Raw genomic sequence first — 26718 nt, forward strand, 5'->3', positions numbered from 1 at the left:
AAATGCCCCCGTAACTTCGGGAGAAGGGGGGCCATCACCGGTGATCACTCTTGCAGTGTGAGCTGGGGGTGGCCGCAGAGACCAGCGAGAAGCGACTGTTTACTAAAAACACAGGTCCGTGCGAAGCCGTAAGGCGATGTATACGGACTGACGCCTGCCCGGTGCTGGAACGTTAAGGGGACCGGTTAGTCACATTTCGGTGTGGCGAAGCTGAGAACTTAAGCGCCAGTAAACGGCGGTGGTAACTATAACCATCCTAAGGTAGCGAAATTCCTTGTCGGGTAAGTTCCGACCTGCACGAATGGCGTAACGACTTCTCGACTGTCTCAACCATAGGCCCGGTGAAATTGCACTACGAGTAAAGATGCTCGTTTCGCGCAGCAGGACGGAAAGACCCCGGGACCTTTACTACAGTTTGATATTGGTGTTCGGTTCGGCTTGTGTAGGATAGCTGGGAGACTGTGAACTCCGGACGCCAGTTCGGGGGGAGTCGTCGTTGAAATACCAGTCTGGTCGTGCTGGATGTCTAACCTGGGTCCGTGATCCGGATCAGGGACAGTGTCTGATGGGTAGTTTAACTGGGGCGGTTGCCTCCTAAAGAGTAACGGAGGCGCCCAAAGGTTCCCTCAGCCTGGTTGGCAATCAGGTGTTGAGTGTAAGTGCACAAGGGAGCTTGACTGTGAGACCGACGGGTCGAGCAGGGACGAAAGTCGGGACTAGTGATCCGGCGGTGGCTTGTGGAAGCGCCGTCGCTCAACGGATAAAAGGTACCCCGGGGATAACAGGCTGATCTTCCCCAAGAGTCCATATCGACGGGATGGTTTGGCACCTCGATGTCGGCTCGTCGCATCCTGGGGCTGGAGTCGGTCCCAAGGGTTGGGCTGTTCGCCCATTAAAGCGGTACGCGAGCTGGGTTTAGAACGTCGTGAGACAGTTCGGTCCCTATCCGCTGCGCGCGCAGGAATATTGAGAAGGGCTGTCCCTAGTACGAGAGGACCGGGACGGACGAACCTCTGGTGTGCCAGTTGTTCTGCCAAGGGCATGGCTGGTTGGCTACGTTCGGGAGGGATAACCGCTGAAAGCATCTAAGCGGGAAGCCTGCTTCGAGATGAGTATTCCCACCCACTTGATGGGGTAAGGCTCCCAGTAGACGACTGGGTTGATAGGCCGGATCTGGAAGGCAGGTAACTGCTGGAGGTGACCGGTACTAATAGGCCGAGGGCTTGTCCATATTTGCTCGCGTCCACTGTGTTAGTTCTGAGGCAACGACCGTGTTGTTTTCCGGTCGAGTTTCATAGTGTTTCGGTGGTTATAGCGTGAGGGAAACGCCCGGTTACATTCCGAACCCGGAAGCTAAGCCTTACAGCGCCGATGGTACTGCAGGGGGGACCCTGTGGGAGAGTAGGACGCCGCCGAACAATTATTCAGGGCTGGTCCCGGAACTTCTGTTCCGGGACTAGCCCTTTTTTGTTCTGCGTCACTTGAAGTTCACGTTGCGCAACAACGATCCGAAGCATGGGTACTGCTGCAATGCTCAGGGCCGCCGGCGTCGGACTCGGTGACGAGGTGGTCGTGTCGGCGTTCGGGAACGTCGAGGTCGCCGAGGCCGTTGCCATGGCCGGGGCGCTGCCTGTGTTCGCGGACATAGATCCGGTGACGTACTGCCTCGACTCGTCCGCCGTCGAGGCGGCCGTAACTCCTCGTACCGCGGCTGTGGTTGTCGTGCATCGCTTCGGTCGGCCCGCGGACATCGCGCGGCTGCACGGGGTGGGGCAGCGTCACGGGCTGCTGGTGCTGGAGCAGGGGGAGTCCGAGGCGCCGTACGACGAAATCGCTCAGCGTCGGGAGCGGGCGGCCTATCTGGACGCCAAGCTCAGGGGTGTACGGGCACCCGATGGCGGTGACGGGCACACCTATCAGCAGTACGTCGTGCGGGTGCCCGGGAACGGGCGGCCCGATCGCGACGCCTTCGCACGAGCCGTGCGGGCCAGGGGAGTCGAGTGCCGGGTGCCGGTGAAGACGCCTGTGCATCGGCTGCCGGAGTTCCGGCGGTGTGTCTCGCTGCCGGAGACCGAGCGGGCCGCTGACGAGACGCTTGCGCTGCCCGTCGACGCGGCGTTGACGAAGCGGGACATGCAGCGCATCGTGGGCGCCTGCAATGCGCTGGGTGGACTGCTTCAGCCCGCTTTCTGAGCGTGGTTGGGAGCACGAGTCCGTTCGGGGTATGATCTATTCCGTTGCCGCGAGGGAAACCTCGAAAAGGCGACAAGCCCCCTTAGCTCAGTCGGCAGAGCGTCTCCATGGTAAGGAGAAGGTCAACGGTTCGATTCCGTTAGGGGGCTCCACTTGAAAGGCCCCGCCCAATTGGGCGGGGCCTTTTTCGTATCCGTAACTCCCGTCAGTCCTTGTGGAGGCCCGGGACGCGCATCGCCAGGATCGCCATGTCGTCGGACGGGGCGTCCGACGCGAAGCGCTCCACCGCGCGCATGATGCGGGCCGCGACCGCGCCCGCCGTGAGGCCCGTGCAGGTCGTGAGGACGTCGGTGAGGCCGTCGTCGCCCAGCATGCGGGTGCCCTCACGGCGCTCCGTGACGCCGTCCGTGACGCACAGCAGGACGTCACCGGGGTCGAGGGTGACGGTCTGCTCGTAGAGCTCCAGGTCTTCCATCACGCCGAGGAGCGGCTGGGGTTCGGCGAAGGGTTCGACCGTGCCGTCCTGGCGCAGGCGGAGCGGGAGGGGATGGCCGGCGCAGACGACCTTCAGTTCGGCGCTGCCGTCCTCCTGGGGGCGCAGCTCGCCGTAGAGGAGGGTCAGGAAGCGGCTGCGGGCGCCCTCGTCGAGGATCGCGGAGTTGAGGCGCTCCAGGACCGCCGGGCCGCTCAGGCCCTCGCGGGCGAGCAGGCGCAGGGCGTGCCGGGCCAGGCCTGTCACGGCCGCCGCGTTGGGGCCCGTACCGCAGACGTCTCCGATGGCGAAGCCGTAGGCGCCGTCGCTGATCGGGAAGAGGTCGTAGAAGTCGCCGCCGACCTCGTTGCCCTCGCCGGCCGCGCGGTAGATGACCTCGACCTCGACGCCGTCGATCTCGGGGAGCTCCGGCGGCAGGAGGCTGCGCTGGAGGGACTGGCTGATGGCCGTGCGCTCCGAGTAGAGGCGGGCGTTGTCGAGGGCCAGGGCGGCCCGGCGGCTCAAGTCCTCGGCCAGTTCCAGGATTTCCTGGCGGAAGTGTTCGTCGGTGGGCTTGCCGAGGGTCAGCATGCCGATGACGCGGTTGCGGGCGACCAGGGGGAGGACGACCGTCTCGCCGCCCACCGCGGAGGCTGTGGCGAGCGTGGGGCCGATGCCCGAGGCGATCTGGTGGGTGGGGCCGCCGGCCAGGCCGAGGCTGCGCATGGAGCTGCGCAGGGCCGCCTGGTGGGCGACCTCGCCCGGGGCGGACCAGACGCGGGCGCCGGGGGTGGGGACCGGGTCCGGCGGGGGCACCTTCGAGAGCAACGACTTGATGCCGTCGATGAGTTCCTCGTCCTCGTGCAGCACGTACGAGAGGTACGGCTCGGAGGCCTGGTCGGCGATCGTGTAGACCGCGCACCAGGTGGCGAGGGTCGGGACCGTCATCTGGGCCATCAGGGCCAGGGTCTGGTCGCGGTCAAGGGTGCCGGCGAGGAGATCGGACGCCTCGACGAGGAAGCTGAGCGAGCCTCGGCGGAGGCGTTCGAGCTCGCCCAGGCGGGCCGATTCGACGGCCAACGCGATGCGGTCCGCGGCGAACTGGAGGCGCAGGGCCTCCTCGTTGGAGTATCTGCCGGGGGACTCGGCCGCGACGCCCAGGGAGCCGGTGAGGCGTCCCTCGACCTTCAGCGGGACCGTGACGACCGAGCGCATGCCCGTGCCGCTCAGCAGCGGTACGGCGCCGGGTACGGCCGACAGGTCGTCGTGGACGGCCGGCATACGTGCCGAGCCGTAGCGGCCGGGGCCCGCTTCGACGGGCACGCGCGCGAAGCGCTGGCGGGCGGAGGGCAGGCCGGTGGAGGCGCGGACCTCCAACTCCGTCTCGTCGTCGGTCGCGAGGAGCAGGAACGCCGAGTCGGCGTCGAGCATGTCGCGGGCGCGCTCGACCGTGCGCTGGAGGAGACCGTCGAGGTCGTCCGGGGCCGGCGAGCCGATGAACACCTCGAAGGGGTCGGTGTTCTGGCCCTCGGAGGCGGAGCCCGTGTCGGAGGCCGGGAGGCGCAACGGGGTCTGCAGGACGGCCCGTTCGTGGTCCCGGACCAGGAGGCAGACCGTGGAGGGCTCGCCGCCCGTGTCGCGGACCCGGAGGTGGGAGGCGTACACCGGGGTGACGCGGCCGTTGGCGCCCCTTATGCCGTAACTGCCCTCCCAGCGGGAGAGTTGGAGCGCCTCGGCGATGCCGGTGCTGGTGCCCGGGGTGTGCGGCCAGGCGGCGAGATCGGTAAGAGGCTTTCCGATTACCTGTTCGGCCTGGTAGCCGAAGAGTTCGTCGGCGTCCTCGTTCCACGAGGTGATGGAACCGGTGCGGTCGATCTGGACGACCGCGACGCGCACCCTGCCGTCGGCGAGGGGGAGGAGGTCGGCGGGGAGGGACGGGCCGGCCGCGCGGGTGCCCACCGCGCGTGCGGGGAGGTCGAGTTGGAACCAGACCTGTTTGTGCGTGGGCGTGTACTCGACGCCCCAGCGGCCGGCCAGGGCCGCGCACAGCTGGAGTCCGCGGCCGCCCTCGCGGTCGGGGCTGCCCATGGTGGAGGGATGGCCCTGAAGGGGGATCTCGCGGTCCGGATACCGGTCGGCCACCTCGATGCGTACGCCCTCGTCGCTGCGCAGACACAGGACGTCGGCGGCGGTGCCCGCGTGGACCACGGCGTTGGTCACCAGCTCGCTGGTGAGGACCACGGCGTCGTCGACGATGTCGGCGAACCCCCAGCCCTGGAGCGTGTCACGGACGAAGGAGCGGGCGGTCGCTACCGATCGCCCGACGGGCTCGAAGCTGGCGGCCGCGCGCGCGGTGATCACTGAACTCCTCGTCCGGTTGTCGGCGTGCAGGGCTCCGTGGACGGCCGGCTCGTGCCGCTGATGCGGCAGGCCGCCCGTCGGCCGGGGGTCCGGGGGCTGTCCCCCGGGATCAGTCCGGTGGTCATGTTGTGCGGCCGCCCCTCCGATGCCCGCTCGTTCTCGTGCCACCGCCCAGGCCGGACGGACCGGCGCGGCTGGACAGCCGCATGCAAGGTTACTTACCTTCGACGGCCATGCGGATGCCGGTCGGCAGTGTTTCCGCCCAGAGGGTGTGCGGACGATGTGCGAAGCTGCCGAACTGTTATGGCCGGGTTCAGGCAGGGTGAAACACTGGGCAAGCTTCTTGTGAAGGTCCGGGCAGGCCGAGTGACTTCCGCGTACAGCGGGCAGCAGCCCGGGGTGCGGCCTGGTATATCCGGCAGAAACACACAGCAGTATCTGGTACCTCGAACGGTAGTACCGGAGCACAGCAGTAACGGTCGACCCCTGCGGGAGGGACACAGTGGAGTCTGGCGCAGCGACGCGGGGCACTAAAACGCGCGCGAAAGGCGGACAGTCCCTGAGTAACCAGCGCAAACCGCGCGGTGGGACCACGGCGGTGGACACGGCGGCCATGAACCGACTGCTGGCGGCTCTCGAGGCGATGCGCGACGGGAACTTCCGCAAGCGGCTCACGGTGTCCGGCGACGGCGTGATGTCCGAGATCGCCGCGGTCTTCAACGAGGTGGCCGATCGCAATCTGCATCTGACGGGTGAGCTGTCACGGGTGCGGCGGATGGTGGGCCGCGAGGGCAAGCTCACGGAGCGGCTCGAGACGGGCGCCTACGAGGGTTCCTGGGCCGCGGCGGTCGAGGCCTCCAACGCGCTTGTGGACGACCTCGTACGGCCCGTCTCCGAGGTCGGCAGGGTGCTGTCCGCGGTGGCGGAGGGCGACCTCTCGCCGCGGATGGAGCTGCGGACGCAGTCGCCGGACGGGACCGGGCATCCGCTCCGTGGGGAGTTCCTCAAGGTCGGACGTACTGTTAACAACCTTGTCGATCAGCTGTCGACGTTCACCGACGAGGTCACGCGGGTGGCCAGTGAGGTGGGCACCGAGGGCAAGCTGGGCGGCCAGGCACGCGTGCGTGGCATGTCGGGTTCGTGGAAGGACCTCACGGACTCCGTCAACACCATGGCGTACCGGCTGACCGCGCAGGTGCGGGACATCGCGCTGGTGACGACCGCGGTGGCCAAGGGCGATCTGTCCCGCAAGGTCACCGTGCACGTGGCCGGCGAGATGCTGGAGCTGAAGAACACCGTCAACACGATGGTGGACCAGCTGTCGTCCTTCTCCTCCGAGGTGACCCGGGTGGCCCGCGAGGTGGGCACCGAGGGCGAACTCGGCGGTCAGGCGCAGGTGCCGGGTGTGGCCGGTGTGTGGAAGGACCTCACCGACTCGGTGAACCTCATGGCCGGCAACCTGACGGCCCAGGTGCGCGGGATCGCGCAGGTGACCACCGCGGTTGCCAACGGTGACCTGTCCCAGAAGGTGACCGTTTCGGCACGCGGCGAGGTCGCGCAGCTCGCGGACACGATCAACCAGATGACCGAGACGCTGCGGATCTTCGCGGACGAGGTCACCCGCGTGGCCAACGAGGTCGGTGCCGCGGGGCAGCTGGGCGGACAGGCGAACGTGCCGGGTGCCGCGGGCACTTGGAAGGACCTGACGGACTCCGTCAACACCGTGTTCCGGAATCTGACCATTCAGGTGAGGGACATCGCGGCGGTCACGACGGCCGTGGCCAACGGTGACATGTCGCAGAAGGTCACCGTCGACGTGGCCGGCGAGATGCTGGAGCTGAAGAACACCGTCAACGGGATGGTGGACCAGCTCCAGTCGTTCGGTTCCGAGGTCACGCGGGTGGCCCGGGAGGTCGGCGTCGAGGGTGAGCTCGGCGGGCAGGCGCAGGTGCCCGGGGCGGCCGGCACCTGGAAGGACCTGACGGACTCCGTCAACACCGCGTTCCGCAACCTGACCGGGCAGGTGCGCAACATCGCCCAGGTGACGACGGCGGTGGCCAACGGTGACCTGTCGCAGAAGGTCACCGTGGACGTGTCCGGCGAGATGCTCCAGCTGAAGAACACCGTGAACACGATGGTGGACCAGCTGTCGGCCTTCGCCGACCAGGTGACCCGGATGGCCCGGGACGTGGGCACGGAGGGCCGGCTGGGCGGGCAGGCGGTCGTGCCGGGCGTCTCCGGTACCTGGAAGGAACTCACCGACTCCGTCAACTTCATGGCCGGCAACCTGACTTCGCAGGTGCGGCAGATCGCCCAGGTGACCACCGCGGTGGCCCGGGGCGACCTCTCCCAGAAGATCGACGTCGACGCGCGCGGCGAGATCCTGGAGCTGAAGAACACCATCAACACGATGGTCGACCAGCTCTCCGGGTTCGCCGACCAGGTGACCCGGGTGGCCCGCGAGGTGGGCACCGAGGGCCGCCTCGGCGGCCAGGCGCAGGTGCCCGGTGTCGCCGGTGTGTGGCGGGACCTGACCGACTCCGTGAACGGAATGGCAGGAAACCTTACTGCCCAGGTCCGCAACATCGCCCAGGTCGCCACCGCGGTCGCCCGAGGTGACCTCTCCCAGAAGATCACCGTGGACGCGCGCGGCGAGATCCTGGAGCTGAAGAACACCCTGAACACGATGGTCGACCAGCTGTCGTCGTTCGCCGAGGAGGTCACGCGTGTGGCCCGTGAGGTGGGTACGGAGGGCCAACTCGGCGGTCAGGCCGAGGTGCAGGGCGTCTCCGGCACCTGGAAGGACCTCACCCAGTCCGTGAACTTCATGGCCAACAACCTGACCATCCAGGTGCGCAACATCGCCGAGGTCACGACCGCGGTCGCCAAGGGCGACCTGTCCAAGAAGATCACCGTCGACGCGAAGGGCGAGATCCTCGAACTCGTCACGACCGTCAACACGATGGTCGACCAGCTGTCCAGCTTCGCCGAGCAGGTGACCCGGGTGGCCCGCGAGGTGGGCACCGAGGGCATCCTGGGCGGCCAGGCGCACGTTCCGGGTGTCACGGGCATCTGGAAGGACCTCAGCGGCAACGTGAACCTGATGGCCAAGAACCTGACCATGCAGGTGCGCAACATCTCCCAGGTCGCGAACGCGGTCGCCAACGGCGACCTGACCCGGACGGTGACGATCGAGGCGCGCGGCGAGGTCGCGCAGCTCGCCGACACCTTCAACACCATGGTGAAGACGCTGAGTTCGTTCGCCGACCAGGTCACCAAGGTGGCCCGCGAGGTGGGCACGGACGGCATCCTCGGCGGCCAGGCGCACGTACCGGGTGTGGCCGGTACGTGGAAGGACCTCACCGAGTCCGTGAACCAGATGGCGTCCAACCTGACCGGTCAGGTGCGCAACATCGCCATGGTCACCACGGCCATCGCCAAGGGCGACCTGACCAAGAAGATCGACATCGACGCCCGCGGCGAGATCCTCGAACTCAAGACGACGATCAACACGATGGTCGACCAGCTGTCGTCGTTCGCCGAGGAGGTCACCCGCGTCGCCCGCGAGGTGGGCACGGAGGGCGCGCTCGGCGGTCAGGCACGCGTGCGTGACGTCGACGGTACCTGGCGCGACCTCACCGAGTCCGTGAACGAAATGGCAGGAAACCTTACTCGCCAGGTGCGCGCCATCGCCCGCGTGGCGACCGCGGTGACCCGAGGCGACCTGAACCTGAAGATCGACGTCGACGCGTCCGGCGAGATCCAGGAACTGCAGGACTACATCAACAAGATGATCGCCAACCTGCGCGACACCACGATCGCCAACAAGGAGCAGGACTGGCTCAAGGGCAACCTCGCCCGCATCTCCGCGCTGATGCAGGGACGGCGCGACCTCCAGGACGTCGCCTCGCTGATCATGAGCGAGCTGACCCCGGTGGTCTCCGCGCAGCACGGCGCGTTCTTCGTGGCGATGCCGCTGATGGACGGCAAGGACATCAGCGCCGAGAGCGAGGACGCGTACGAACTGCGCATGCTCGGGTCGTACGGCTACTCGATGGGCTCCATGCCGACGTCGTTCCGGCCCGGCGAGGCGCTGATCGGGACGGCCGCGGAGGAGAAACGCACGATCCTGGTGGAGAACGCGCCCAGCGGCTACCTGAAGATCTCCTCCGGCCTCGGCGAGGCGCCTCCGGCGCAGGTGATCGTCCTTCCGGTGCTGTTCGAGGGGAAGGTGCTCGGGATCATCGAGCTGGCCTCCTTCACGCCCTTCACGCAGATCCAGAAGGACTTCCTCAACCAGATCGCGGAGATGATCGCGACCAGCGTCAACACGATCTCCGTCAACACCAAGACGGAGCAGCTGCTGAAGCAGTCGCAGGAGCTGACCGAGCAACTCCGTGAGCGGTCGGCCGAGTTGGAGAACCGGCAGAAGGCCCTCCAGGCGTCCAACGCCGAACTGGAGGAGAAGGCCGAGCTGCTGGCCCAGCAGAACCGCGACATCGAGGTGAAGAACACCGAGATCGAGGAGGCGCGGCAGGTCCTGGAGGAGCGCGCCGAGCAACTCGCGGTCTCCATGCGCTACAAGAGCGAGTTCCTGGCCAACATGTCGCACGAGCTGCGTACGCCGCTCAACTCGCTGCTGATCCTGGCCAAGCTGCTCGCCGACAACGCGGACGCCAACCTCACCCCGAAACAGGTCGAGTTCGCCGAGACCATTCACGGCGCGGGCTCCGACCTGCTCCAGCTGATCAACGACATCCTCGACCTTTCGAAGGTCGAGGCGGGCAAGATGGACGTCTCCCCGACGCGTATCGCGCTCGTCCAGCTCGTCGACTACGTGGAGGCCACCTTCCGCCCGCTGACCGCGGAGAAGGGCCTGGACCTGTCCGTACGGGTCTCCCCGGAGCTGCCCGCCACGCTGCACACCGACGAACAGCGCCTCCTCCAGGTGCTGCGCAACCTGCTGTCCAACGCGGTGAAGTTCACCGACTCCGGCTCGGTCGAGCTGGTGATCCGGCCGGCCGGCGCGGACGTCCCGATGGCGATCAAGGAACAGCTCCTCGAGACCGGTTCGCTCCGCGATCCGGACGCGGCCCTGATCGCGTTCTCGGTGACCGACACCGGCATCGGGATCGCGGCCAGCAAGATGCGGGTGATCTTCGAGGCGTTCAAGCAGGCCGACGGCACGACCAGCCGGAAGTACGGCGGTACGGGTCTGGGGCTGTCGATCTCGCGGGAGATCGCCCAGTTGCTCGGCGGCGAGATCCACGCGCAGAGCGAGCCGGGACGCGGTTCGACGTTCACGCTGTATTTGCCGCTGCACCCGAGCGAACTGCCGCCGCAGGGCTACCAGCAGCCGGTGGCGGCCCTCGGGGCCAGTGACCTGGTCGCCGCCGCCGACCTGGCCCAGCTCTCCGAGGTGGAGATCGAGACGCCGGCCGAGGTGAAGTCGTACCGGGAGACCCAGAACGGCGCCGCCGCGCTCTTCAGGCGCCGCCGCAGGAACGGCCTGGAACTCGGGCGTTCCGGGGCGCCGGAGCAGTGGTCGGCGACCGAGCAGGCCGCGGCGCCGGAGGTGCACCGCGGCATCCGGTTCGGCGGGCAGAAGGTGCTGATCGTCGACGACGACATCCGCAACGTTTTCGCGCTGACCAGCGTGCTGGAGCAGCACGGCCTGTCGGTGCTGTACGCCGAGAACGGCCGGGAGGGCATCGAGGTCCTGGAGCAGCACGACGACGTGGCGGTCGTCCTGATGGACATCATGATGCCCGAGATGGACGGATATGCGACGACGACGGCGATCCGCAGGATGCCGCAGTTCGCGGGCCTGCCGATCATCGCCCTCACCGCGAAGGCGATGAAGGGCGACCGGGAGAAGGCGATCGAGTCGGGCGCCTCCGACTACGTCACCAAGCCCGTCGACCCCGATCACCTGTTGGCGGTGATGGAGCAGTGGATGCGGGGCGAGTGACGGTAATCATCGATGTTCACGCGGAGTTGCTGACTCAGTGTGGCCGATGCCGTGTAGAAGTACGGGATTCGGGGAACCTTCTGGTCTCCCGGTCCGTTTCTGCTACGTGCACAGTGACATCGCGGTGACAGGGTGTGGCGACAGGCGGGGTGCGGCTACGATGACCGGCACAAGGACGGGCGGCGAAAGGGAGTCGTCCCCAGGGGCGGCGCCCGGTGCACATCCGGGGCGAGGAGGGCGGGCCATGGTGCAGAAGGCCAAGATCCTCCTGGTCGATGACCGGCCGGAGAATCTGCTCGCGCTGGAGGCCATCCTCTCCGCGCTCGATCAGACACTGGTGCGGGCATCGTCCGGGGAGGAAGCGCTCAAGGCACTGCTCACGGACGATTTCGCGGTCATTCTGCTGGACGTCCAGATGCCGGGCATGGACGGTTTCGAGACCGCCGCGCACATCAAGCGGCGGGAGCGGACCCGGGACATCCCGATCATCTTCCTCACCGCGATCAACCACGGCCCGCACCACACCTTCCGCGGGTACGCGGCGGGCGCGGTGGACTACATCTCCAAGCCGTTCGACCCGTGGGTGCTGCGCGCGAAGGTCTCGGTCTTCGTCGAGCTGTACATGAAGAACTGCCAGCTGCGGGAGCAGGCGGCGCTGCTGCGGCTCCAGTTGGAGGGCGGCGGTGGCAAGGCCGCGGTCGGCGAGAGCAAGGAGCCGGCGAGTCTGCTCGCCGAGCTGTCGGCGCGCCTGGCGGCGGTCGAGGAGCAGGCCGAGGCGCTGTCCAAGCAGCTGGACGACGAGTCGGCGGACGCGGCGGCGGTGGCCACCGCGGCTCATCTCGAACGCAAACTGACCGGCCTGCGGCGGGCGCTGGACGCGCTGGAGCCGGGCGCCGGGAACACATCGTCGGTGCCCTCGCAGAACTGACGTACACCCGTGGCCCAGTTGCCGTTGAGGAAGCGTCAGTTCCACGTTCACCCAAGGGCGACACGAACGGGTGAAGCAGTGGGCACACGTGTCCGTTGCCGTCTCCACCGGTAATCTCACACCTATGGCCTCACGTCCCTCCGCTGCCAAGAAGCAGCCCGCGAAGAAGGCGGCGGCTCCGGCGAAGAAGGCCGCTGCGAAGAAGCCCCCGGCGAAGAAGGCGCCCGCCAAGAAGGCCGCGGCCAAGAAGTCGGCGCCGCCGCCGAAGCCGGCCCCCAGCCCGACCGGCGGCATCGTCAAGCTCGTACGCGCCCTCTGGCTGGGCCTGGCGCACGCCGTGGGCGCGGTGTTCCGCGGCATAGGGAACGGCGCGAAGAACCTCGACCCGGCCCACCGCAAGGACGGCATCGCCCTGCTCCTCCTCGGCATCGCGCTGATCGTCGCCGCGGGCACCTGGGCGGATCTGCGCGGCCCCGTCGGCGACCTGGTCGAGATCCTGGTGACCGGCTCCTTCGGGCGCCTGGACCTGCTGGTGCCGATACTGCTCGCGGTCATCGCCGTACGGTTCATCCGGCACCCGGAGAAGCCCGAGGCCAACGGCCGGATCGTGATCGGCCTCTCGGCGCTCGTCATCGGCGTGCTCGGCCAGGTCCACATCGCCTGCGGCGCGCCCGCCCGCAGCGACGGCATGCAGGCCATAAGGGACGCCGGCGGCCTCATCGGCTGGGGCGCGGCGACCCCGCTGACGTACACCATGGGCGACGTACTCGCCGTACCGCTGCTCGTGCTGCTGACGATCTTCGGGCTGCTCGTCGTCACCGCGACCCCGGTCAACGCCATCCCGCAGCGGCTGCGGCTGCTCGGAGTGAAGCTCGGCATCGTCCACGACCGGGACGAGGACTACGACGAGTTCGGCGACGACGACCAGCGCTACGACGAGCAGTGGCGCGAGGCGCTGCCGGCACGCGCGCGTGGGCGCTCCTCCGCCCCCGAGGCGTACGACCCCGACGGCGCGGAGCAGGAGGCCCTCTCCAAGCGCCGTGGACGCCCCAGGCGCTCCGCGGTGCCGCAGCCGGACATGCAGCGCCCCATGGACGCCGTGGACGTCGCCGCGGCCGCCGCTGCCGCGCTCGACGGCGCCGTCCTGCACGGAATGCCGCCCTCGCCGATCGTCGCCGACCTGACCCAGGGCGTCAGCGTCGGGGACCGCGAGGAGACCACGCCCACTCCGACCCCGACGCCGGTCCCGGCCGCGCGGCCCAAGCAGGAGAAGCTGAAGCCCGAGGTACTGGACCTCACCAAGGCGCCCCCGGAGGAGCTCCGCGACCTCCCGCCGCGCGCCGAGCAGCTCCAGCTGTCCGGCGACATCACCTACTCGCTGCCCTCGCTCGACCTCCTGGAGCGCGGCGGCCCCGGCAAGGCGCGCAGCGCGGCCAACGACGCCGTCGTCGCCTCGCTGACGAACGTCTTCACCGAGTTCAAGGTCGACGCCGCAGTCACCGGCTTCACCCGCGGACCGACGGTCACCAGGTACGAGGTCGAGCTCGGCCCCGCCGTGAAGGTCGAGCGGATCACCGCGCTGACCAAGAACATCGCGTACGCCGTCGCCAGTCCCGACGTGCGGATCATCAGCCCGATCCCCGGCAAGTCGGCGGTCGGCATCGAGATCCCGAACACCGACCGGGAGATGGTCAACGTCGGCGACGTCCTGCGGCTCGCCGACGCCGCCGAGGACGACCACCCGATGCTCGTCGCGCTCGGCAAGGACGTCGAGGGCGGCTACGTCATGGCGAACATGGCGAAGATGCCGCACATCCTGGTGGCCGGCGCCACCGGCTCCGGCAAGTCCTCGTGCATCAACTGCCTGATCACGTCGATCATGTGCCGGGCGACCCCCGAGGACGTCCGCATGGTCCTCGTCGACCCCAAGCGCGTCGAACTGACCGCGTACGAGGGCATCCCGCACCTGATCACGCCGATCATCACCAACCCGAAGCGGGCGGCCGAGGCCCTGCAGTGGGTCGTACGCGAGATGGACCTGCGCTACGACGACCTCGCGGCGTTCGGCTACCGGCACATCGACGACTTCAACCAGGCGATCCGGGACGGCAAGCTGAAGACGCCGGAGGGCAGCGAGCGGGAGCTCAAGACCTATCCGTATCTGCTGGTGATCGTCGACGAGCTGGCCGACCTGATGATGGTCGCGCCCAGGGACGTCGAGGACTCGATCGTGCGCATCACGCAGCTCGCGCGCGCGGCCGGCATCCACCTGGTGCTCGCCACGCAGCGGCCGTCGGTCGACGTCGTCACCGGTCTGATCAAGGCGAACGTCCCCTCCAGGCTCGCCTTCGCCACCTCCTCGCTCGCCGACAGCCGGGTCATCCTCGACCAGCCCGGCGCCGAGAAGCTGATCGGCAAGGGTGACGGGCTGTATCTGCCGATGGGGCAGAACAAGCCGACCCGTATGCAGGGCGCCTTCGTCACCGAGGACGAGATCCACGCCGTCGTGCAGCACTGCAAGGACCAGATGGCGCCCGTCTTCCGGGACGACGTCACCGTGGGCACCAAGCAGAAGAAGGAGATCGACGAGGAGATCGGCGACGACCTCGACCTGCTGTGCCAGGCGGCCGAGCTCGTGGTCTCGACCCAGTTCGGGTCGACGTCCATGCTCCAGCGGAAGCTGCGCGTCGGGTTCGCGAAGGCCGGGCGCCTCATGGACCTCATGGAGTCCCGGGGGGTCGTCGGGCCGAGCGAGGGCTCGAAGGCTCGTGACGTTCTTGTGAAGCCTGATGAGCTGGACGGAGTGCTCGCGGTGATCCGCGGGGAGGCTTAGGAGGAGCCCGGAGCGGGTGCGGCCATCGGTGTTCGATCGTGACTCACCCGTAAGGGATCATTGAGCAACCGTTTCCCTTCGGCGTACGTCAAGTTGAGGGAAGCGACAATCGCGTACCCCGCCATCGGCGTGTCCGGCCATACCGATGGGCTAACAAGCTCCTCCGCCCGGTTGCCCCACCCTTTCGCACCCCCCATAGACTGAACCTCCAGCACAGGTGGCTTAAACGCTCGAAAGGCGCCCCCGTGTCCATCGGCAACTCCCCTGAAGACGAGCGTCCGTTCGAAGACGACCGCGAGGCAGCCCGTATCTCCGTCGGCCGCGCCCTGAAACAGGCGCGCATCGAGGCCGGGCTGACCGTCGACGACGTCACCAACGCCACCCGGGTCCGCATCGCCATCGTGCACGCCATCGAGGCGGACGACTTCGCCCCCTGCGGCGGCGACGTCTACGCACGGGGTCACATCCGGACCCTGGCCAAGGCCGTCCACCTCGATCCGGCCCCGCTGCTCGCGCAGTACGACGCCGATCACGGCGGCCGCCCGGCCCCGACCCCGGCCGCGCCCCTCTTCGAGGCGGAACGCATCCGCCCCGAGCGGCGCGGGCCCAACTGGACCGCGGCCATGGTCGCCGCGATCGTCGCCGTGGTCGGCTTCGTCGGGTTCACCGCCTTCAAGGGCGGCGACGACGGCGGGACCAGCAACCAGGTCGCCGAGGGCTCCACGCCCACGGCGAGCAAGTCCGCCTCGCCCACGCCGAAGAGCAGCAAGAGCGACACCCCGAAGAGCGACCCCTCCGACAGCGCCATCGCGGCCGCGCCCCAGGACAAGGTGACCGTCCAGGTCAGCGCCACCGACGGACGCAGCTGGATCTCCGCCAAGGACCACAACGGCCGGCTGCTCTTCGACGGCCTCCTCAAGCAGGGCGACTCCAAGACCTTCCAGGACAACGAGAAGATCAACCTCGTCCTCGGCGACGCGGGAGCGATCCAGCTCTACGTCAACGGCAAGAAGATCGAGGACGACTTCCAGCCGGGCGCGGTGGAGCGGCTGACGTATACGAAGGGCGACCCCCAGGTCGGCTGAGGACCTGATGCGTGTTTCCACGGGGCTGGCGATGATCGCCAGCCCCGTCGACGTGGGGTGTCAGTGAGACAAAGTAGTCTTGAGCGCATGCCTGAACGCCGTACCGTCGCACTCGTCACCCTTGGCTGCGCCCGTAACGAGGTGGACTCGGAGGAGCTCGCAGGCCGTTTGGAGGCGGACGGCTGGCAGCTTGTCGAGGACGCCGAGGACGCGGACGTCGCCGTCGTCAACACCTGCGGCTTCGTCGACGCCGCCAAGAAGGACTCCGTCGACGCCCTCCTGGAGGCCAACGACCTCAAGGGGCACGGCAGAACCCAGGCCGTCGTGGCGGTGGGCTGCATGGCCGAGCGGTACGGCAAGGAGCTCGCCGAGGCGCTTCCCGAGGCCGACGGCGTGCTCGGCTTCGACGACTACGCGAACATCTCCGACCGCCTGCAGACCATCCTGAACGGCGGCATCCATGCCGCCCACACCCCCGCGACCGGCGCAAGCTGCTGCCGATCAGCCCCGCCGAGCGCCAGGAGTCCGCGGCCGAGGTCGCGCTGCCCGGGCACGCGCCCGTGGACCTCCCGGACGGCCTCGCGCCCGCCTCGGGCCCCCGCGCGCCCCTGCGCCGCCGTCTCGACGGCGCCCCGGTCGCCTCGGTGAAGCTCGCCTCCGGCTGCGACCGGCGCTGCACCTTCTGCGCCATCCCGTCCTTCCGCGGCTCCTTCATCTCCCGCCGCCCCAGCGACGTGCTGAACGAGACGCGCTGGCTGGCCGAGCAGGGCGTCAAGGAGATCATGCTGGTCTCCGAGAACAACACCTCGTACGGCAAGGATCTGGGCGACATCCGCCTGCTCGAGTCGCTGCTGCCCGAGCTCGCCGAGGTCGACGGCATCGAGCGGGTGCGCGTCAGCTACCTCCAGCCGGCCGAGATGCGCCCCGGCCTCATCGACGTACTGACCTCGACCCCGAAGGTCGCCCCCTACTTCGACCTCTCCTTCCAGCACTCCGCCCCGGACGTGCTGCGCGCGATGCGCCGCTTCGGCGACACCGACCGCTTCCTGGAGCTGCTCGACACCATCCGGAGCAAGGCCCCCCAGGCCGGCGTCCGCTCCAACTTCATCGTGGGCTTCCCCGGCGAGACCGAGGCCGACCTGGCCGAGCTGGAGCGGTTCCTCAACGGCGCGCGCCTGGACGCCATCGGCGTCTTCGGCTACTCCGACGAGGACGGCACCGAGGCGGCGACGTACGAGAACAAGCTGGACGAGGACGTCGTCGCCGAGCGGCTGGCCCGCGTCTCCCGGCTCGCCGAGGAACTCGTCTCGCAGCGCGCCGAGGAGCGCCTCGGCGAGAGCGTGCACGTGCTGGTCGAGTCCGTGGACGAGGAGGGCGTGTACGGCCGTGGGGCGCACCAGGCGCCGGAGACCGACGGTCAGGTGCTGCTCACGAGCGGCGAAGGCCTGAGCGTCGGCCGTATCGTCGAGGCCAAGGTGGTCGGTACGGAGGGTGTCGACCTGGTGGCCGAGCCGCTGCAGGGCTCGCTCGCGTGTAGTGAGGAGGCGGGCAGATGACCGGAGTGCCGGCATCGGCGGCGAACGGCTCCTCGAAGGCGGGTCCCCCGAGAGTCGACGGCACCGATTCCGACGCGGTCGGGGGCGTGAAGCCGGCGCGGGGCAAGAAGGTCGTGGCCGCGGCCGTCAACCAGGCCAGCGTCTGGAACATCGCCAACCTGCTGACCATGCTCCGGCTGCTCCTCGTCCCCGGCTTCGTCGCGCTGATGCTGGCCGAGGGCGGGTACGACCCGGCGTGGCGCTCGCTCGCCTGGGCGGCCTTCGCCATCGCCATGATCACCGACCTGTTCGACGGCCATCTGGCGCGCACCTACGACCTCGTCACCGACTTCGGGAAGATCGCCGACCCCATCGCCGACAAGGCGATCATGGGAGCGGCTCTGATCTGTCTCTCGTCGCTGGGCGACCTGCCGTGGTGGGTGACGATCGTCATCCTCGGCCGGGAACTGGGGATCACGCTGCTGCGTTTTCTTGTCATCCGGTACGGCGTCATCCCGGCGAGCCGCGGCGGCAAGCTCAAGACCCTCACCCAGGGCGTGGCCGTCGGCATGTACGTGCTGGCACTGACGGGATGGCTGGCCACCCTGAGGTTCTGGGTGATGGCAGCGGCAGTCGTCCTGACCGTCGCGACCGGGCTGGACTATGTGAGACAAGCCATTGTGCTGCGCAGGCAGGGAATCGCCGAGCGCCAAGCCGCGTTGGAGGAGACGGAAGCGTGAGTTCCCCGGCCGCCGACGTGGTGCGACTACTGACCGTGAAGGGCGAGACCCTCGCGGTCGCCGAGTCGCTGACCGGTGGGCTGGTTGCGGCGGAAATCACAGCGGTCCCCGGAGCCTCCAAGGCCTTCCGCGGTTCGGTGACGGCGTACGCCACTGAGCTCAAGCATGAACTGCTGGGTGTCGACGCCACTCTGCTGGCCGAGCGTGGAGCGGTAGATGCGCAGGTCGCGGCCCAGATGGCGGCCGGAGCGCGCAAGGCGCTCGGCGCCGACTGGGGCGTCGCGACGACCGGTGTGGCGGGTCCGGAACCGCAGGACGGAAAGCCCGTCGGGACGGTTTTCGTGGCCGTGGACGGGCCGCGCGGCGCGGATTCCGGTTCCGCCGGTGGCGGAAAAGTCACTGCGCTGCGGTTGAACGGCGACCGCGCGGAAATTCGTATGGAGAGTGTACGGAGCGTACTCGCGCTGCTCCTGAAGGAGCTCGCGAGCGAACACACCGGGAATGAGCGGGCACAGGATACGGAACAGAACGGGGGGTTTTGATGTTTGCAGCCCTGAGTGAACACGACATCGCTCCCCGCACGGCCGCGGCGCGAGGCGGTACGGTGGGGCGTGAAGGATGCGGCTACGCGGTCCGAGGAGGGAGCCACCGATGATTCTGCTCCGTCGCCTGCTGGGTGACGTGCTGCGTCGGCAGCGCCAGCGCCAGGGCCGTACTCTGCGCGAAGTCTCCTCGTCCGCCCGAGTCTCACTCGGCTATCTCTCCGAGGTGGAGCGGGGGCAGAAGGAGGCTTCCTCCGAGCTGCTCTCCGCGATCTGCGACGCGCTGGACGTACGGATGTCCGAGCTCATGCGGGAAGTGAGCGACGAGCTCGCCCTCGCCGAGCTGGCCCAGTCTGCTGCGGCCACTTCGTCGGCGCCGGTGCGCCCGATGCTGGGTTCCGTCTCCGTGACCGGTGTGCCACCGGAACGGGTGACGATCAAGGCGCCCGCTGAGGCGGTGGACGTGGTCGCCGCGTGACGTTCACGCGGTTGCGCGCATGAGCTGACGATGCGCTGAAGAAGTGCGCGAGGCCCCGGCCGGGGGCCTCTCCGGGAGACCGGAGGGGTGTCGGCCGGGGCCTTCGTGCGTCCCGGGGAAGGGACGGTCCGGAGAGGCGACGGCGGGGGCTTTCGTGCATCGTGGAAAGGCCGGCCCGGGGCCATGCGCGGGGATCGGAGCCTACGGATGGCGCGGTGCGCCCGTGTGCCGTCGGTGCGCCCTTTCCGCGGGTGGTTTGTGCGGCCTAGCGTCGGGCTGGAGGTGGTGGGTGAATGGCACGGCCGATAGCGCGCTGGGGGGTCCTTCTCGGGCTCGGGGCCGTGTGGTGGTGGGCCGTGCTGCGGCTCGCGTTCGCGCCCGGGGCCGGGGTGCTGGAGGGGGCCGTCGCCGCCGGGGGATGGGGGCTGAGCCTGCTGCCGGTGCACTGCGTGCCCAAGGCGCGGGCCGCGGGGGCCGTCGGCGCCGGGCGGTGGCGGACCGCCTGGCGGGCGGCCGGAGTCACCACGGCATCGCCACTCCGCCGTTCGGACGCAGGATCTGGCCCGTCGTGAACGACGAGGCGTCGCTCGCCAGATAGAGCACGGTGTGGGCGATGTCCTCCGGTTCGCCGACCCGGCCCAGCGGAGACATCCGGGCCATCAGCGCCTCGGTCCGCGCCTGCTCCTCGGCCTCGTGGCGGTCGGTCATGGGTGTGCGGGTCCAGCCCGGCGCGACCGCGTTCACGCGGATGCCGTGCCCGCCGACCTCGCTCGCCAGGGTCTTCGTCAGCTGGACGACGGCCGCCTTGGCCACGCCGTAGCAGAGCAGGCCGGGGCGGCCGGTGTCGATGGCGCTGGAGGCCATGGTGACGATGGAGCCGCGGACGTTCCCGGCGAGCATCGCGCGGGCCGCCTCCTGACAGGCGTACAGCACGCCCTTGAAGTTGACGTCCAGGACCCGGTCGAGGTCCTCGTCGCGGGTCTCCAGGACGGGGCTGCTGTGCATGATCCCGGCGATCGCGGCCATCACGTCCAGCCGCTCGCACGAGGCCACGGCCTGGCGGAGCTGTTCCCGGTCGGTGACGTCGAGGTGGTGGGTGCGGGCGATGCCGCCGGCGTCCTTGATCAGGGTCGCCGTCTCGTGCAGACCCGGGGCGGCGCGGTCGGCGCAGTGGACCGTGGCGCCGGCCTCGGCGAGCAACACGGCCGACGCGCGGCCGATGCCGCCCGCCGCGCCGGTGACGAATGCGGTGCGTCCGGTGAGGTCGTACGCCTGGACCGTCATGAAGGGACGGTACGAGGGTTTCTGACGGGTCGTCAATTAGTCGTGCGGCGTGGAGTTGTCCGGGGCGGCGCGGAGCTCGGGGTCGGTCCTGCTTGGCAGTTGGGGCACCAGTAGGTGGGGCGCTCGCGGGAGCCGTCGCCCTGGTCGGCCACGCGGATCGAGGTGTGGCAGCGCAGACAGGGGCGGGGGGCGCGGCCGTAGACGAAGAGGTCCTGGCCGCGGCGGCCCGTGGTGCTGCGGACCGGGCGGTCGCGGTTGGCCTCCAGGAGCTTCCTGGCGAGCGCCGGCAGCTTCGCCGCGCGCTCGGCGGGGAGGGCGCCGACGGGGAGCCAGGGGGTGGCGCCGAGGAGGAAGCAGAGCTCGCTCTTGTAGATGTTGCCGATACCGGCGAGGTTGCGCTGGTCGAGCAGGGCCTCGCCGAGGGGGCGGGCGGGGTCGGCGAGGAGGTTGGCGAGGGCCTGTTCGGGGTTCCAGTCCGGGCCGAGGAGGTCGGGGCCGAGGTGGCCCACGGCGCGCTCTTCGTCGCTCGTGCGCAGGAGGTCGAGGACGGGGAGGCGGTAGCCGACGGCCGTGCGGTCGGTGTTGCCGAGGATCACGCGGATCTGGTGGGCCGGGCCGCCGGTCCAGCGCCTGCCGTTCTCGAAGATCCGCCAGGAGCCGTCCATCCTCAGGTGCGAGTGGAGGGTCAGACCGCCCTCGATGCGGGTCAGAAGGTGCTTGCCGCGGGGCGTGACGTCCAGGACGGTGCGGCCGGTGAGGTCGGCCGTGGCGTACTTGGGCACCCGGAAGTCACTGCGGATCAGCACCTTGCCCGCGAGGGCGCCGTGCAGCCGCCTCGCGGTCTGCCAGACCGTGTCTCCTTCGGGCATGGGTCAAGGGTGGCACGGGTGGAATGGGCGGGGTGGAGTGCGGACGGGGGCCGGGGCGGACGGGGCCGGGCTCATGCTCGTAGCCGCAGGCCGCGTGGGGTCGCGATGAAGCCTGCTCCTTCCAGGAGAGTGCCGATGGGGGAGGTCAGGGCCGAGGTGCCGTTGACGCGCTCCACAGTGACCGTGCCGAGGGAGCCCGCTTTCGCGGCGGCCGCGAGGGCTTCGGCGGCCGCCTGTAGGCGTGGGTCGTCGGTGGCTTCGGCGTCCGGGTCGGCGGGCCAGGCCAGCAGGGACTTGCCGCCGCGCTCCATGTAGAGCGTGAGCTCGCCGTCGACGAGGACGACCAGGGAGCCCGCCTTGCGGCCCGGCTTGTGGCCCGCGCCGGTCGGGGGCTCCGGCCAGGGGAGGGCCGCGCCGTACGCGTTCGCCGGGTCGGCGGCGGCCAGGACGACGGCACGGGAGTCGGGGGGTGTGCGGCGGCGGTTGGGGAATGCGGCTCCGTGGGCGGCGTAGGGACCGTACGGGGAGCTGGGGGAGCCGTAGGAGCCATAGGAGCCGGATGGCGAGCCTGGGGCGTTTCGGGGGCCACCTGAGCCTGGAGGGGCGAAGTCGCGCGGGGAGACGTACTCGTCTCGTGAGGCGGGAGTGGGTGGGAAGGCGAAGTCGTCGTCGAAGCCGGTGATGCCGAAGTCGGGCTCGCCCGCGCGGGTGCGGTCGCCGCGGGCGCGGCTGCCGCCGGGGGTGCCGTCGTCGGGGGGCGTGCCGTCGGCCGGGCCGAAGGGGTCGGTCCAGTCGAAGGTGTCGGGGGAGTCGGGGTCGTGCGGGGTGTGGCCGAGGGGGGTGTCGGTGTCAGGTGTGCCTTCGCCGGGGGCGGTGAAGGCGTGGGGTGCGCCGAAGGGGGCGGCCGGGGTGCCGTCGGTCGGGGGCTGCGGCAGCGCTTCGCCGCGCTCGCGGGCGTTCGACACCGCGCGCAGGCGGTCCACCGCGCCGTCCATCGCGAACTGGGCCGCGCCGAGCCCCTCCACCACATAGCCGCGCCGGGCCTGACCGCTCTCCTCGAACACGGACAGGATGCGGTACGTCGCCGAGAAGCCGCCCTCCACGCCCTCCGCGGCGACGGCGCCCCGGGTGACCACTCCGTGCCGGTCCAGAAGGGTGCGGGCGAGGGCGTGGGCGCGCACGGTGGGGTCGGCCTCCTGCGCGGGGAGGACCGACCAGCGGCCGGCGACGGTCGGCGGCCCGCTGCGGGAGGCCGGGCGGGCGGCGGCGGTGAGCGAGCCGTAGCGCCCGCGCGGGACGGTGCGTTTGGCGCGGTGGGCCGTGGAGCCCGCGGTGCGGCCCGAGCCCAGGAGCGAGCGCATCGGTGCCAGCGTGTCGTTGGTGAGCCGGCCGGACCAGGCAAGGTCCCAGACGGCGTCGGCCAGTTGGGGATCGGTGCTGTCGGGGTGGGTGGTCGCGCGGACATGGTCGGCGATCTGGCGGAAGAACAGGCCGTAGCCGCCGGAGAGCGCGTCCAGGACGGACTGGTGGAGCGCCGTCAGCTCCAGGGGGTGGGGCGGGGGCAGGAGCAGCGGGGCCGCGTCCGCCAGGTACACGGAGACCCAGCCGTCCTTGCCGGGGAGGGAGCCCGCCCCGGCCCAGACGACCTCCCCGGCGGCGGTGAGTTCGTCGAGCATCGCGGGCGTGTAGTTCGTGACGCGGGACGGCAGGACCAGCTTCTCCAGGGCCGAGGCGGGCACGGACGCGCCCTGCAACTGCTCGATCGCGCGCACCAGTCCGTCGATGCCGCGCAGTCCGTGGCCCCGGCCGATGTGCTGCCACTGCGGCAGGAACTGGGCGAGCGCGGCCGGCGCCACCGGCTCCAGCTCGTGCCGCAGCGCTGCCAGGGAACGGCGGCGCAGACGTCGTAGCACAGTCGCGTCGCACCACTCCTGGCCGATGCCCGCCGGATGGAACTCACCTTGTACGACACGCCCGTTCGCGGCGAGGCGCTGCAACGCGCCCTCCGTGACCGCCACTCCGAGACCGAAGCGGGCCGCCGCCGTGGCCGAAGTGAAGGGGCCGTGGGTGCGGGCATAGCGCGCCAGGAGGTCGCCGAGGGGGTCCTTGACCGGCTCTGTGAAGGCCTCCGGGACGCCCACCGGGAGCGCCGTGCCGAGCGCGTCGCGCAGGCGGCCCGCGTCCTCGATCGCCGCCCAGTGGTCGGCGCCGCCGATACGGACCCGGATCACCCGACGGGCCCGGGCCAGATCCTGGGCCCACTGCGGCCGGGCGCCCCGCTCGGTCAACTCGGCGTCCGTGAGCGGGCCGAGGAGCCGGAGTACGTCCGCGACGCCCTCGGCGTCCTTGACGCGCCGGTCCTCGGTGAGCCACTGGAGCTCCCGCTCCAGCTCGGTCAGCACCTCGGCGTCGAGCAGCTCGCGCAGCTCCGCCTGGCCGAGCAGTTCGGCCAGCAGCCGGGAGTCGAGGGAGAGGGCCGCGGCACGGCGTTCGGCGAGCGGCGAGTCGCCCTCGTACAGGAACTGGGCGACGTAGCCGAAGAGGAGCGAGCGGGCGAAGGGCGAAGGTTCGGGGGTGGTGACCTCGACCAGGCGCACCTTGCGGGACTCCAGGTCGCCCATCAGCTCGACCAGGCCGGGGACGTCGAAGACGTCCTGGAGGCACTCGCGGACCGCCTCCAGAACGATCGGGAACGAACCGAACTCGCTTGCCACCTGGAGCAGTTGGGCGGCGCGCTGACGCTGCTGCCAGAGGGGTGTCCGCTTGCCGGGACTGCGGCGGGGCAGCAGGAGGGCGCGGGCGGCGCACTCGCGGAAGCGGGATGCGAAGAGGGCGGAGCCGCCCACCTGGTCGGTGACGATCTGGTCGACCTCGCCCTTGTCGAAGACGACGTCCGCGGCGCCCACGGGGGCCTGTTCGGCGTCGTACTCGGTGCCGGTCCTCGCCGGTTCCTGGTCCAGGAGGTCCAGGCTCATCAGGTCGGCGTCCGGCAGGCGCAGGACGATGCCGTCGTCGGCGTGCATGACCTGGGCGTCCATGCCGTAGCGCTCGGAGAGCTTGGCGCCCAGGGCGAGCGCCCAGGGGGCGTGCACCTGGGCGCCGAAGGGGGAGTGGACGACGACCCGCCAGTCGCCCAGCTCGTCCCGGAAGCGCTCGACCACGATCGTGCGGTCGTCCGGGATGTGCCCGCAGGCCTCGCGCTGCTCGTCCAGGTAGGAGAGGACGTTGTCGGCCGCCCAGGCGTCCAGGCCCGCCGCGAGGAGGCGCAGGCGGGCGTCCTCCTTGGGCAGGGAGCCGACCTCGCGCAGGAACTGGCCCACCGCGCGGCCCAGTTCGAGCGGGCGGCCCAGCTGGTCGCCCTTCCAGAACGGGAGCCGGCCCGGCACGCCCGGGGCGGGGGAGACCAGGACGCGGTCGCGGGTGATGTCCTCGATGCGCCAGGAACTGGTGCCGAGCGTGAAGACGTCGCCCACGCGGGACTCGTAGACCATCTCCTCGTCCAGCTCGCCGACCCGGCCGCCGCCCTTCTTCGGGTCGGAGCCGGCCAGGAAGACGCCGAAGAGGCCGCGGTCGGGGATGGTGCCGCCGGAGGTGACGGCGAGGCGCTGGGCGCCGGGGCGGCCGGTGACCGTGCCGGCGACTCGGTCCCAGACGACTCGCGGGCGCAGCTCGGCGAAGGCGTCCGAGGGGTAGCGGCCCGCGAGCATGTCGAGGACGGCCGTGAAGGCGGACTCGGGGAGGGAGGCGAAGGGGGCTGCGCGGCGGACCGTGGCCAGGAGGTCGTCGACCTGCCAGGTGTCCAGGGCCGTCATGGCGACCAGCTGCTGGGCCAGGACGTCGAGGGGGTTCGCGGGGACCTTGAGGGACTCGATGGAGCCGGTGCGCATGCGCTCGGTGACGACGGCTGCCTGGACGAGGTCGCCTCGGTACTTGGGGAAGACGACGCCGGTGGAGACCGCGCCCACCTGGTGGCCGGCTCGGCCCACTCGCTGGAGGCCGGAGGCTACGGAGGGGGGTGATTCGACCTGGACGACGAGGTCGACCGCGCCCATGTCGATGCCCAGTTCGAGGCTGGAGGTGGCTACCACGGCCGGGAGGCGGCCTGCTTTGAGATCCTCTTCGACCAGGGCCCGCTGTTCCTTGGAGACCGAGCCGTGGTGGGCGCGGGCGATGACCGGGGGTGCGCCCTGGGCTGCGCCGGAGCCGCCCATGAGTTCGGCCGGGGCGTGGTGTTCGTCGAGGGGTTCGCCGGTGGCCCGCTCGTAGGCGATCTCGTTGAGGCGGTTGCAGAGGCGCTCCGCGAGGCGGCGGGAGTTGGCGAAGACGATCGTGGAGCGGTGGGCCTGGACGAGGTCGGTGATGCGTTCTTCCACGTGCGGCCAGATGGAGGGGCGTTCTGTGCCTTCGGTGCCGTCGGCCACCGGGGAGCCACCCAGTTCGGCGAGGTCCTCGACCGGGACCACTACCGAGAGGTCGAATTCCTTCTCTGATTTCGGCTGGACGATTTGTACCTTGTGGTGCGGGGAGAGGTAGCGGGCGATCTCGTCCACCGGGCGGACGGTTGCGGAGAGGCCGATGCGGCGGGCCGGTTTGGGCAGGATTTCGTCCAGGCGCTCCAGGGAGAGGGCCAGGTGGGCGCCTCGCTTGGTGCCGGCCACGGCGTGCACCTCGTCGAGGATCACCGTTTCGATGCCGGTGAGGGCGTCGCGGGTTGCCGACGTCAGCATCAGGAACAGGGATTCCGGGGTGGTGATCAGGATGTCCGGAGGGCGGGTGGACAGGGCTCGGCGTTCGGCGGCGGGGGTGTCGCCGGAGCGGATGCCTACCTTGACCTCGGGTTCGGGCAGGCCCAGGCGGACGGATTCCTGGCGGATGCCGGTGAGGGGGCTGCGGAGGTTGCGTTCCACGTCCACCGCGAGGGCCTTGAGGGGGGAGACGTAGAGGACTCGGCAGCGTTTTCTGGGGTCGGCGGGGGGTGGGGTGGAGGTCAGCTGGTCCAGGGCGGCGAGGAATGCGGCGAGGGTTTTGCCGGAGCCGGTGGGGGCTACTACCAGCACGTCCGAGCCCTGGTTGATGGCGTTCCATGCGCCGGCCTGGGCTGCGGTGGGGGCGTCGAAGGCGCCCGTGAACCAGCCTCGGGTGGCGGGGGAGAAGCCGGCTAGGGCTCGGTGTGCGGAGCTGACCATGCGTCCATCCTGCACCTCGGGACTGACAATGGCTCTGAGCTGGGGGTTTGCTGGCCTGGGGGTGCCGTGGGGCGCGTTGTGGGTCGGGGTCGGGGCGGTACGGCGAACCCGCCGCCGACGGTACTGCTGTGGGTCGGGAGGGGAACGAGCCCAATTAGCCACGTAAGCGGCGGGTTGCGCCGTACCGCCCCGACCCGCTCCCGTGCGTTCGCGGCTGCGGGTGCGTGGTGGCGGCCCGATC

12 protein-coding genes, 1 tRNA gene, 2 rRNA genes and 2 pseudogenes (1 of these 17 cut by a window edge) are annotated in these 26718 nt (G+C 69.8%); 13 read left to right on the top strand and 4 right to left on the bottom strand.

All coding sequences use genetic code 11. From position 1 onward, the window contains the following. The 4 genes from ACQEWB_RS35995 to ACQEWB_RS36010 form a co-directional block, all read left to right on the top strand. Positions 1-1231: ribosomal RNA gene (locus ACQEWB_RS35995) — 23S ribosomal RNA — on the top strand; it begins 1889 nt to the left of the window's first position. Between the two features lie 70 nt (positions 1232-1301). Beyond that, positions 1302-1418: ribosomal RNA gene (gene rrf / locus ACQEWB_RS36000) — 5S ribosomal RNA — on the top strand. Positions 1419-1530: 112 nt separating this feature from the next. Beyond that, positions 1531-2193, top strand: a complete 663-nt coding sequence (locus tag ACQEWB_RS36005) for a DegT/DnrJ/EryC1/StrS family aminotransferase (protein WP_432844189.1) — start codon at positions 1531-1533, stop codon at positions 2191-2193. Positions 2194-2269: 76 nt separating this feature from the next. Then, positions 2270-2345, top strand: a tRNA-Thr gene (locus ACQEWB_RS36010). A gap of 53 nt (positions 2346-2398) precedes the next feature. Here ACQEWB_RS36010 and ACQEWB_RS36015 read toward each other — a convergent pair. Continuing rightward, a pseudogene (locus tag ACQEWB_RS36015) lies at positions 2399-5151 on the bottom strand (SpoIIE family protein phosphatase). A gap of 377 nt (positions 5152-5528) precedes the next feature. Between ACQEWB_RS36015 and ACQEWB_RS36020 the strand changes: the two are divergent. The 9 genes and pseudogenes from ACQEWB_RS36020 (at position 5529) to ACQEWB_RS36060 (ending at position 19710) form a co-directional block, all read left to right on the top strand. Next, positions 5529-10997 carry a HAMP domain-containing protein gene (locus ACQEWB_RS36020; RefSeq protein ID WP_432838577.1) on the top strand — a complete coding sequence of 1823 codons (5469 nt, stop codon included), beginning with the start codon at positions 5529-5531 and terminating at the stop codon, positions 10995-10997. A 244-nt stretch (positions 10998-11241) separates the two neighbouring features. Next, the gene (locus ACQEWB_RS36025) at positions 11242-11925 is read left to right on the top strand and encodes a response regulator (RefSeq protein ID WP_432838579.1); all 684 of its coding nucleotides are present in this window, start codon (positions 11242-11244) and stop codon (positions 11923-11925) included. 124 nt (positions 11926-12049) lie between these two features. Further along, positions 12050-14758, top strand: coding sequence for a DNA translocase FtsK (locus tag ACQEWB_RS36030; protein WP_432838581.1), 2709 nt, complete (start codon positions 12050-12052; stop codon positions 14756-14758). A gap of 245 nt (positions 14759-15003) precedes the next feature. After that, positions 15004-15843: a helix-turn-helix domain-containing protein gene (locus ACQEWB_RS36035; protein ID WP_432838583.1), complete on the top strand. Its 840-nt coding sequence runs from the start codon at positions 15004-15006 to the stop codon at positions 15841-15843. An 87-nt stretch (positions 15844-15930) separates the two neighbouring features. Then, positions 15931-17399: pseudogene (gene rimO / locus ACQEWB_RS36040) on the top strand (30S ribosomal protein S12 methylthiotransferase RimO). Next, entirely contained in the window at positions 17396-18118 is a 723-nt protein-coding gene (pgsA, locus tag ACQEWB_RS36045) for a CDP-diacylglycerol--glycerol-3-phosphate 3-phosphatidyltransferase (RefSeq protein ID WP_432838585.1), read from the top strand. Before rimO ends, pgsA begins: the two are co-directional and overlap by 4 nt. Continuing rightward, entirely contained in the window at positions 18115-18660 is a 546-nt protein-coding gene (locus ACQEWB_RS36050) for a CinA family protein (RefSeq protein ID WP_432838587.1), read from the top strand. The genes pgsA and ACQEWB_RS36050 overlap by 4 nt, the downstream gene beginning before the upstream one ends. 109 nt (positions 18661-18769) lie before the next feature. Next, positions 18770-19138: a helix-turn-helix domain-containing protein gene (locus ACQEWB_RS36055; protein ID WP_432838589.1), complete on the top strand. Its 369-nt coding sequence runs from the start codon at positions 18770-18772 to the stop codon at positions 19136-19138. A gap of 293 nt (positions 19139-19431) precedes the next feature. Beyond that, positions 19432-19710, top strand: coding sequence for a hypothetical protein (locus ACQEWB_RS36060; RefSeq protein ID WP_432838591.1), 279 nt, complete (start codon positions 19432-19434; stop codon positions 19708-19710). Here ACQEWB_RS36060 and ACQEWB_RS36065 read toward each other — a convergent pair. The 3 genes from ACQEWB_RS36065 to ACQEWB_RS36075 form a co-directional block, all read right to left on the bottom strand. Then, complete coding sequence (locus ACQEWB_RS36065) at positions 19658-20422, bottom strand: SDR family NAD(P)-dependent oxidoreductase (RefSeq protein ID WP_432838593.1); 765 nt, start codon at positions 20420-20422, stop codon at positions 19658-19660. The two genes, ACQEWB_RS36060 and ACQEWB_RS36065, sit on opposite strands and share 53 nt — an antisense overlap. A 32-nt stretch (positions 20423-20454) precedes the next feature. After that, positions 20455-21291, bottom strand: a complete 837-nt coding sequence (locus tag ACQEWB_RS36070; RefSeq protein WP_432838595.1) for an Fpg/Nei family DNA glycosylase — start codon at positions 21289-21291, stop codon at positions 20455-20457. Positions 21292-21362: 71 nt separating this feature from the next. Beyond that, positions 21363-26477 carry an ATP-dependent helicase gene (locus tag ACQEWB_RS36075; RefSeq protein WP_432838597.1) on the bottom strand — a complete coding sequence of 1705 codons (5115 nt, stop codon included), beginning with the start codon at positions 26475-26477 and terminating at the stop codon, positions 21363-21365. Positions 26478-26718 lie beyond the last annotated feature (241 nt).

Origin of the sequence: Streptomyces sp. CA-249302 (genome assembly GCF_050936785.1) — a bacterium.
In the GTDB taxonomy this organism is placed as follows: domain Bacteria; phylum Actinomycetota; class Actinomycetes; order Streptomycetales; family Streptomycetaceae; genus Streptomyces.

Excerpts from the sequence above, each read along its gene's own strand:
- ACQEWB_RS36005 (WP_432844189.1), top strand. The coding sequence starts at position 1,531 with ATGCTCAGGGCCGCCGGCGTCGGACTCGGTGACGAGGTGGTCGTGTCG.
- ACQEWB_RS36065 (WP_432838593.1), bottom strand. The coding sequence starts at position 20,422 with ATGACGGTCCAGGCGTACGACCTCACCGGACGCACCGCATTCGTCACC.
- ACQEWB_RS36075 (WP_432838597.1), bottom strand. The coding sequence starts at position 26,477 with ATGGTCAGCTCCGCACACCGAGCCCTAGCCGGCTTCTCCCCCGCCACC.
- ACQEWB_RS36025 (WP_432838579.1), top strand. The coding sequence starts at position 11,242 with ATGGTGCAGAAGGCCAAGATCCTCCTGGTCGATGACCGGCCGGAGAAT.
- ACQEWB_RS36070 (WP_432838595.1), bottom strand. The coding sequence starts at position 21,291 with ATGCCCGAAGGAGACACGGTCTGGCAGACCGCGAGGCGGCTGCACGGC.
- pgsA (WP_432838585.1), top strand. The coding sequence starts at position 17,396 with ATGACCGGAGTGCCGGCATCGGCGGCGAACGGCTCCTCGAAGGCGGGT.
- ACQEWB_RS36055 (WP_432838589.1), top strand. The coding sequence starts at position 18,770 with ATGATTCTGCTCCGTCGCCTGCTGGGTGACGTGCTGCGTCGGCAGCGC.
- ACQEWB_RS36060 (WP_432838591.1), top strand. The coding sequence starts at position 19,432 with ATGGCACGGCCGATAGCGCGCTGGGGGGTCCTTCTCGGGCTCGGGGCC.
- ACQEWB_RS36030 (WP_432838581.1), top strand. The coding sequence starts at position 12,050 with ATGGCCTCACGTCCCTCCGCTGCCAAGAAGCAGCCCGCGAAGAAGGCG.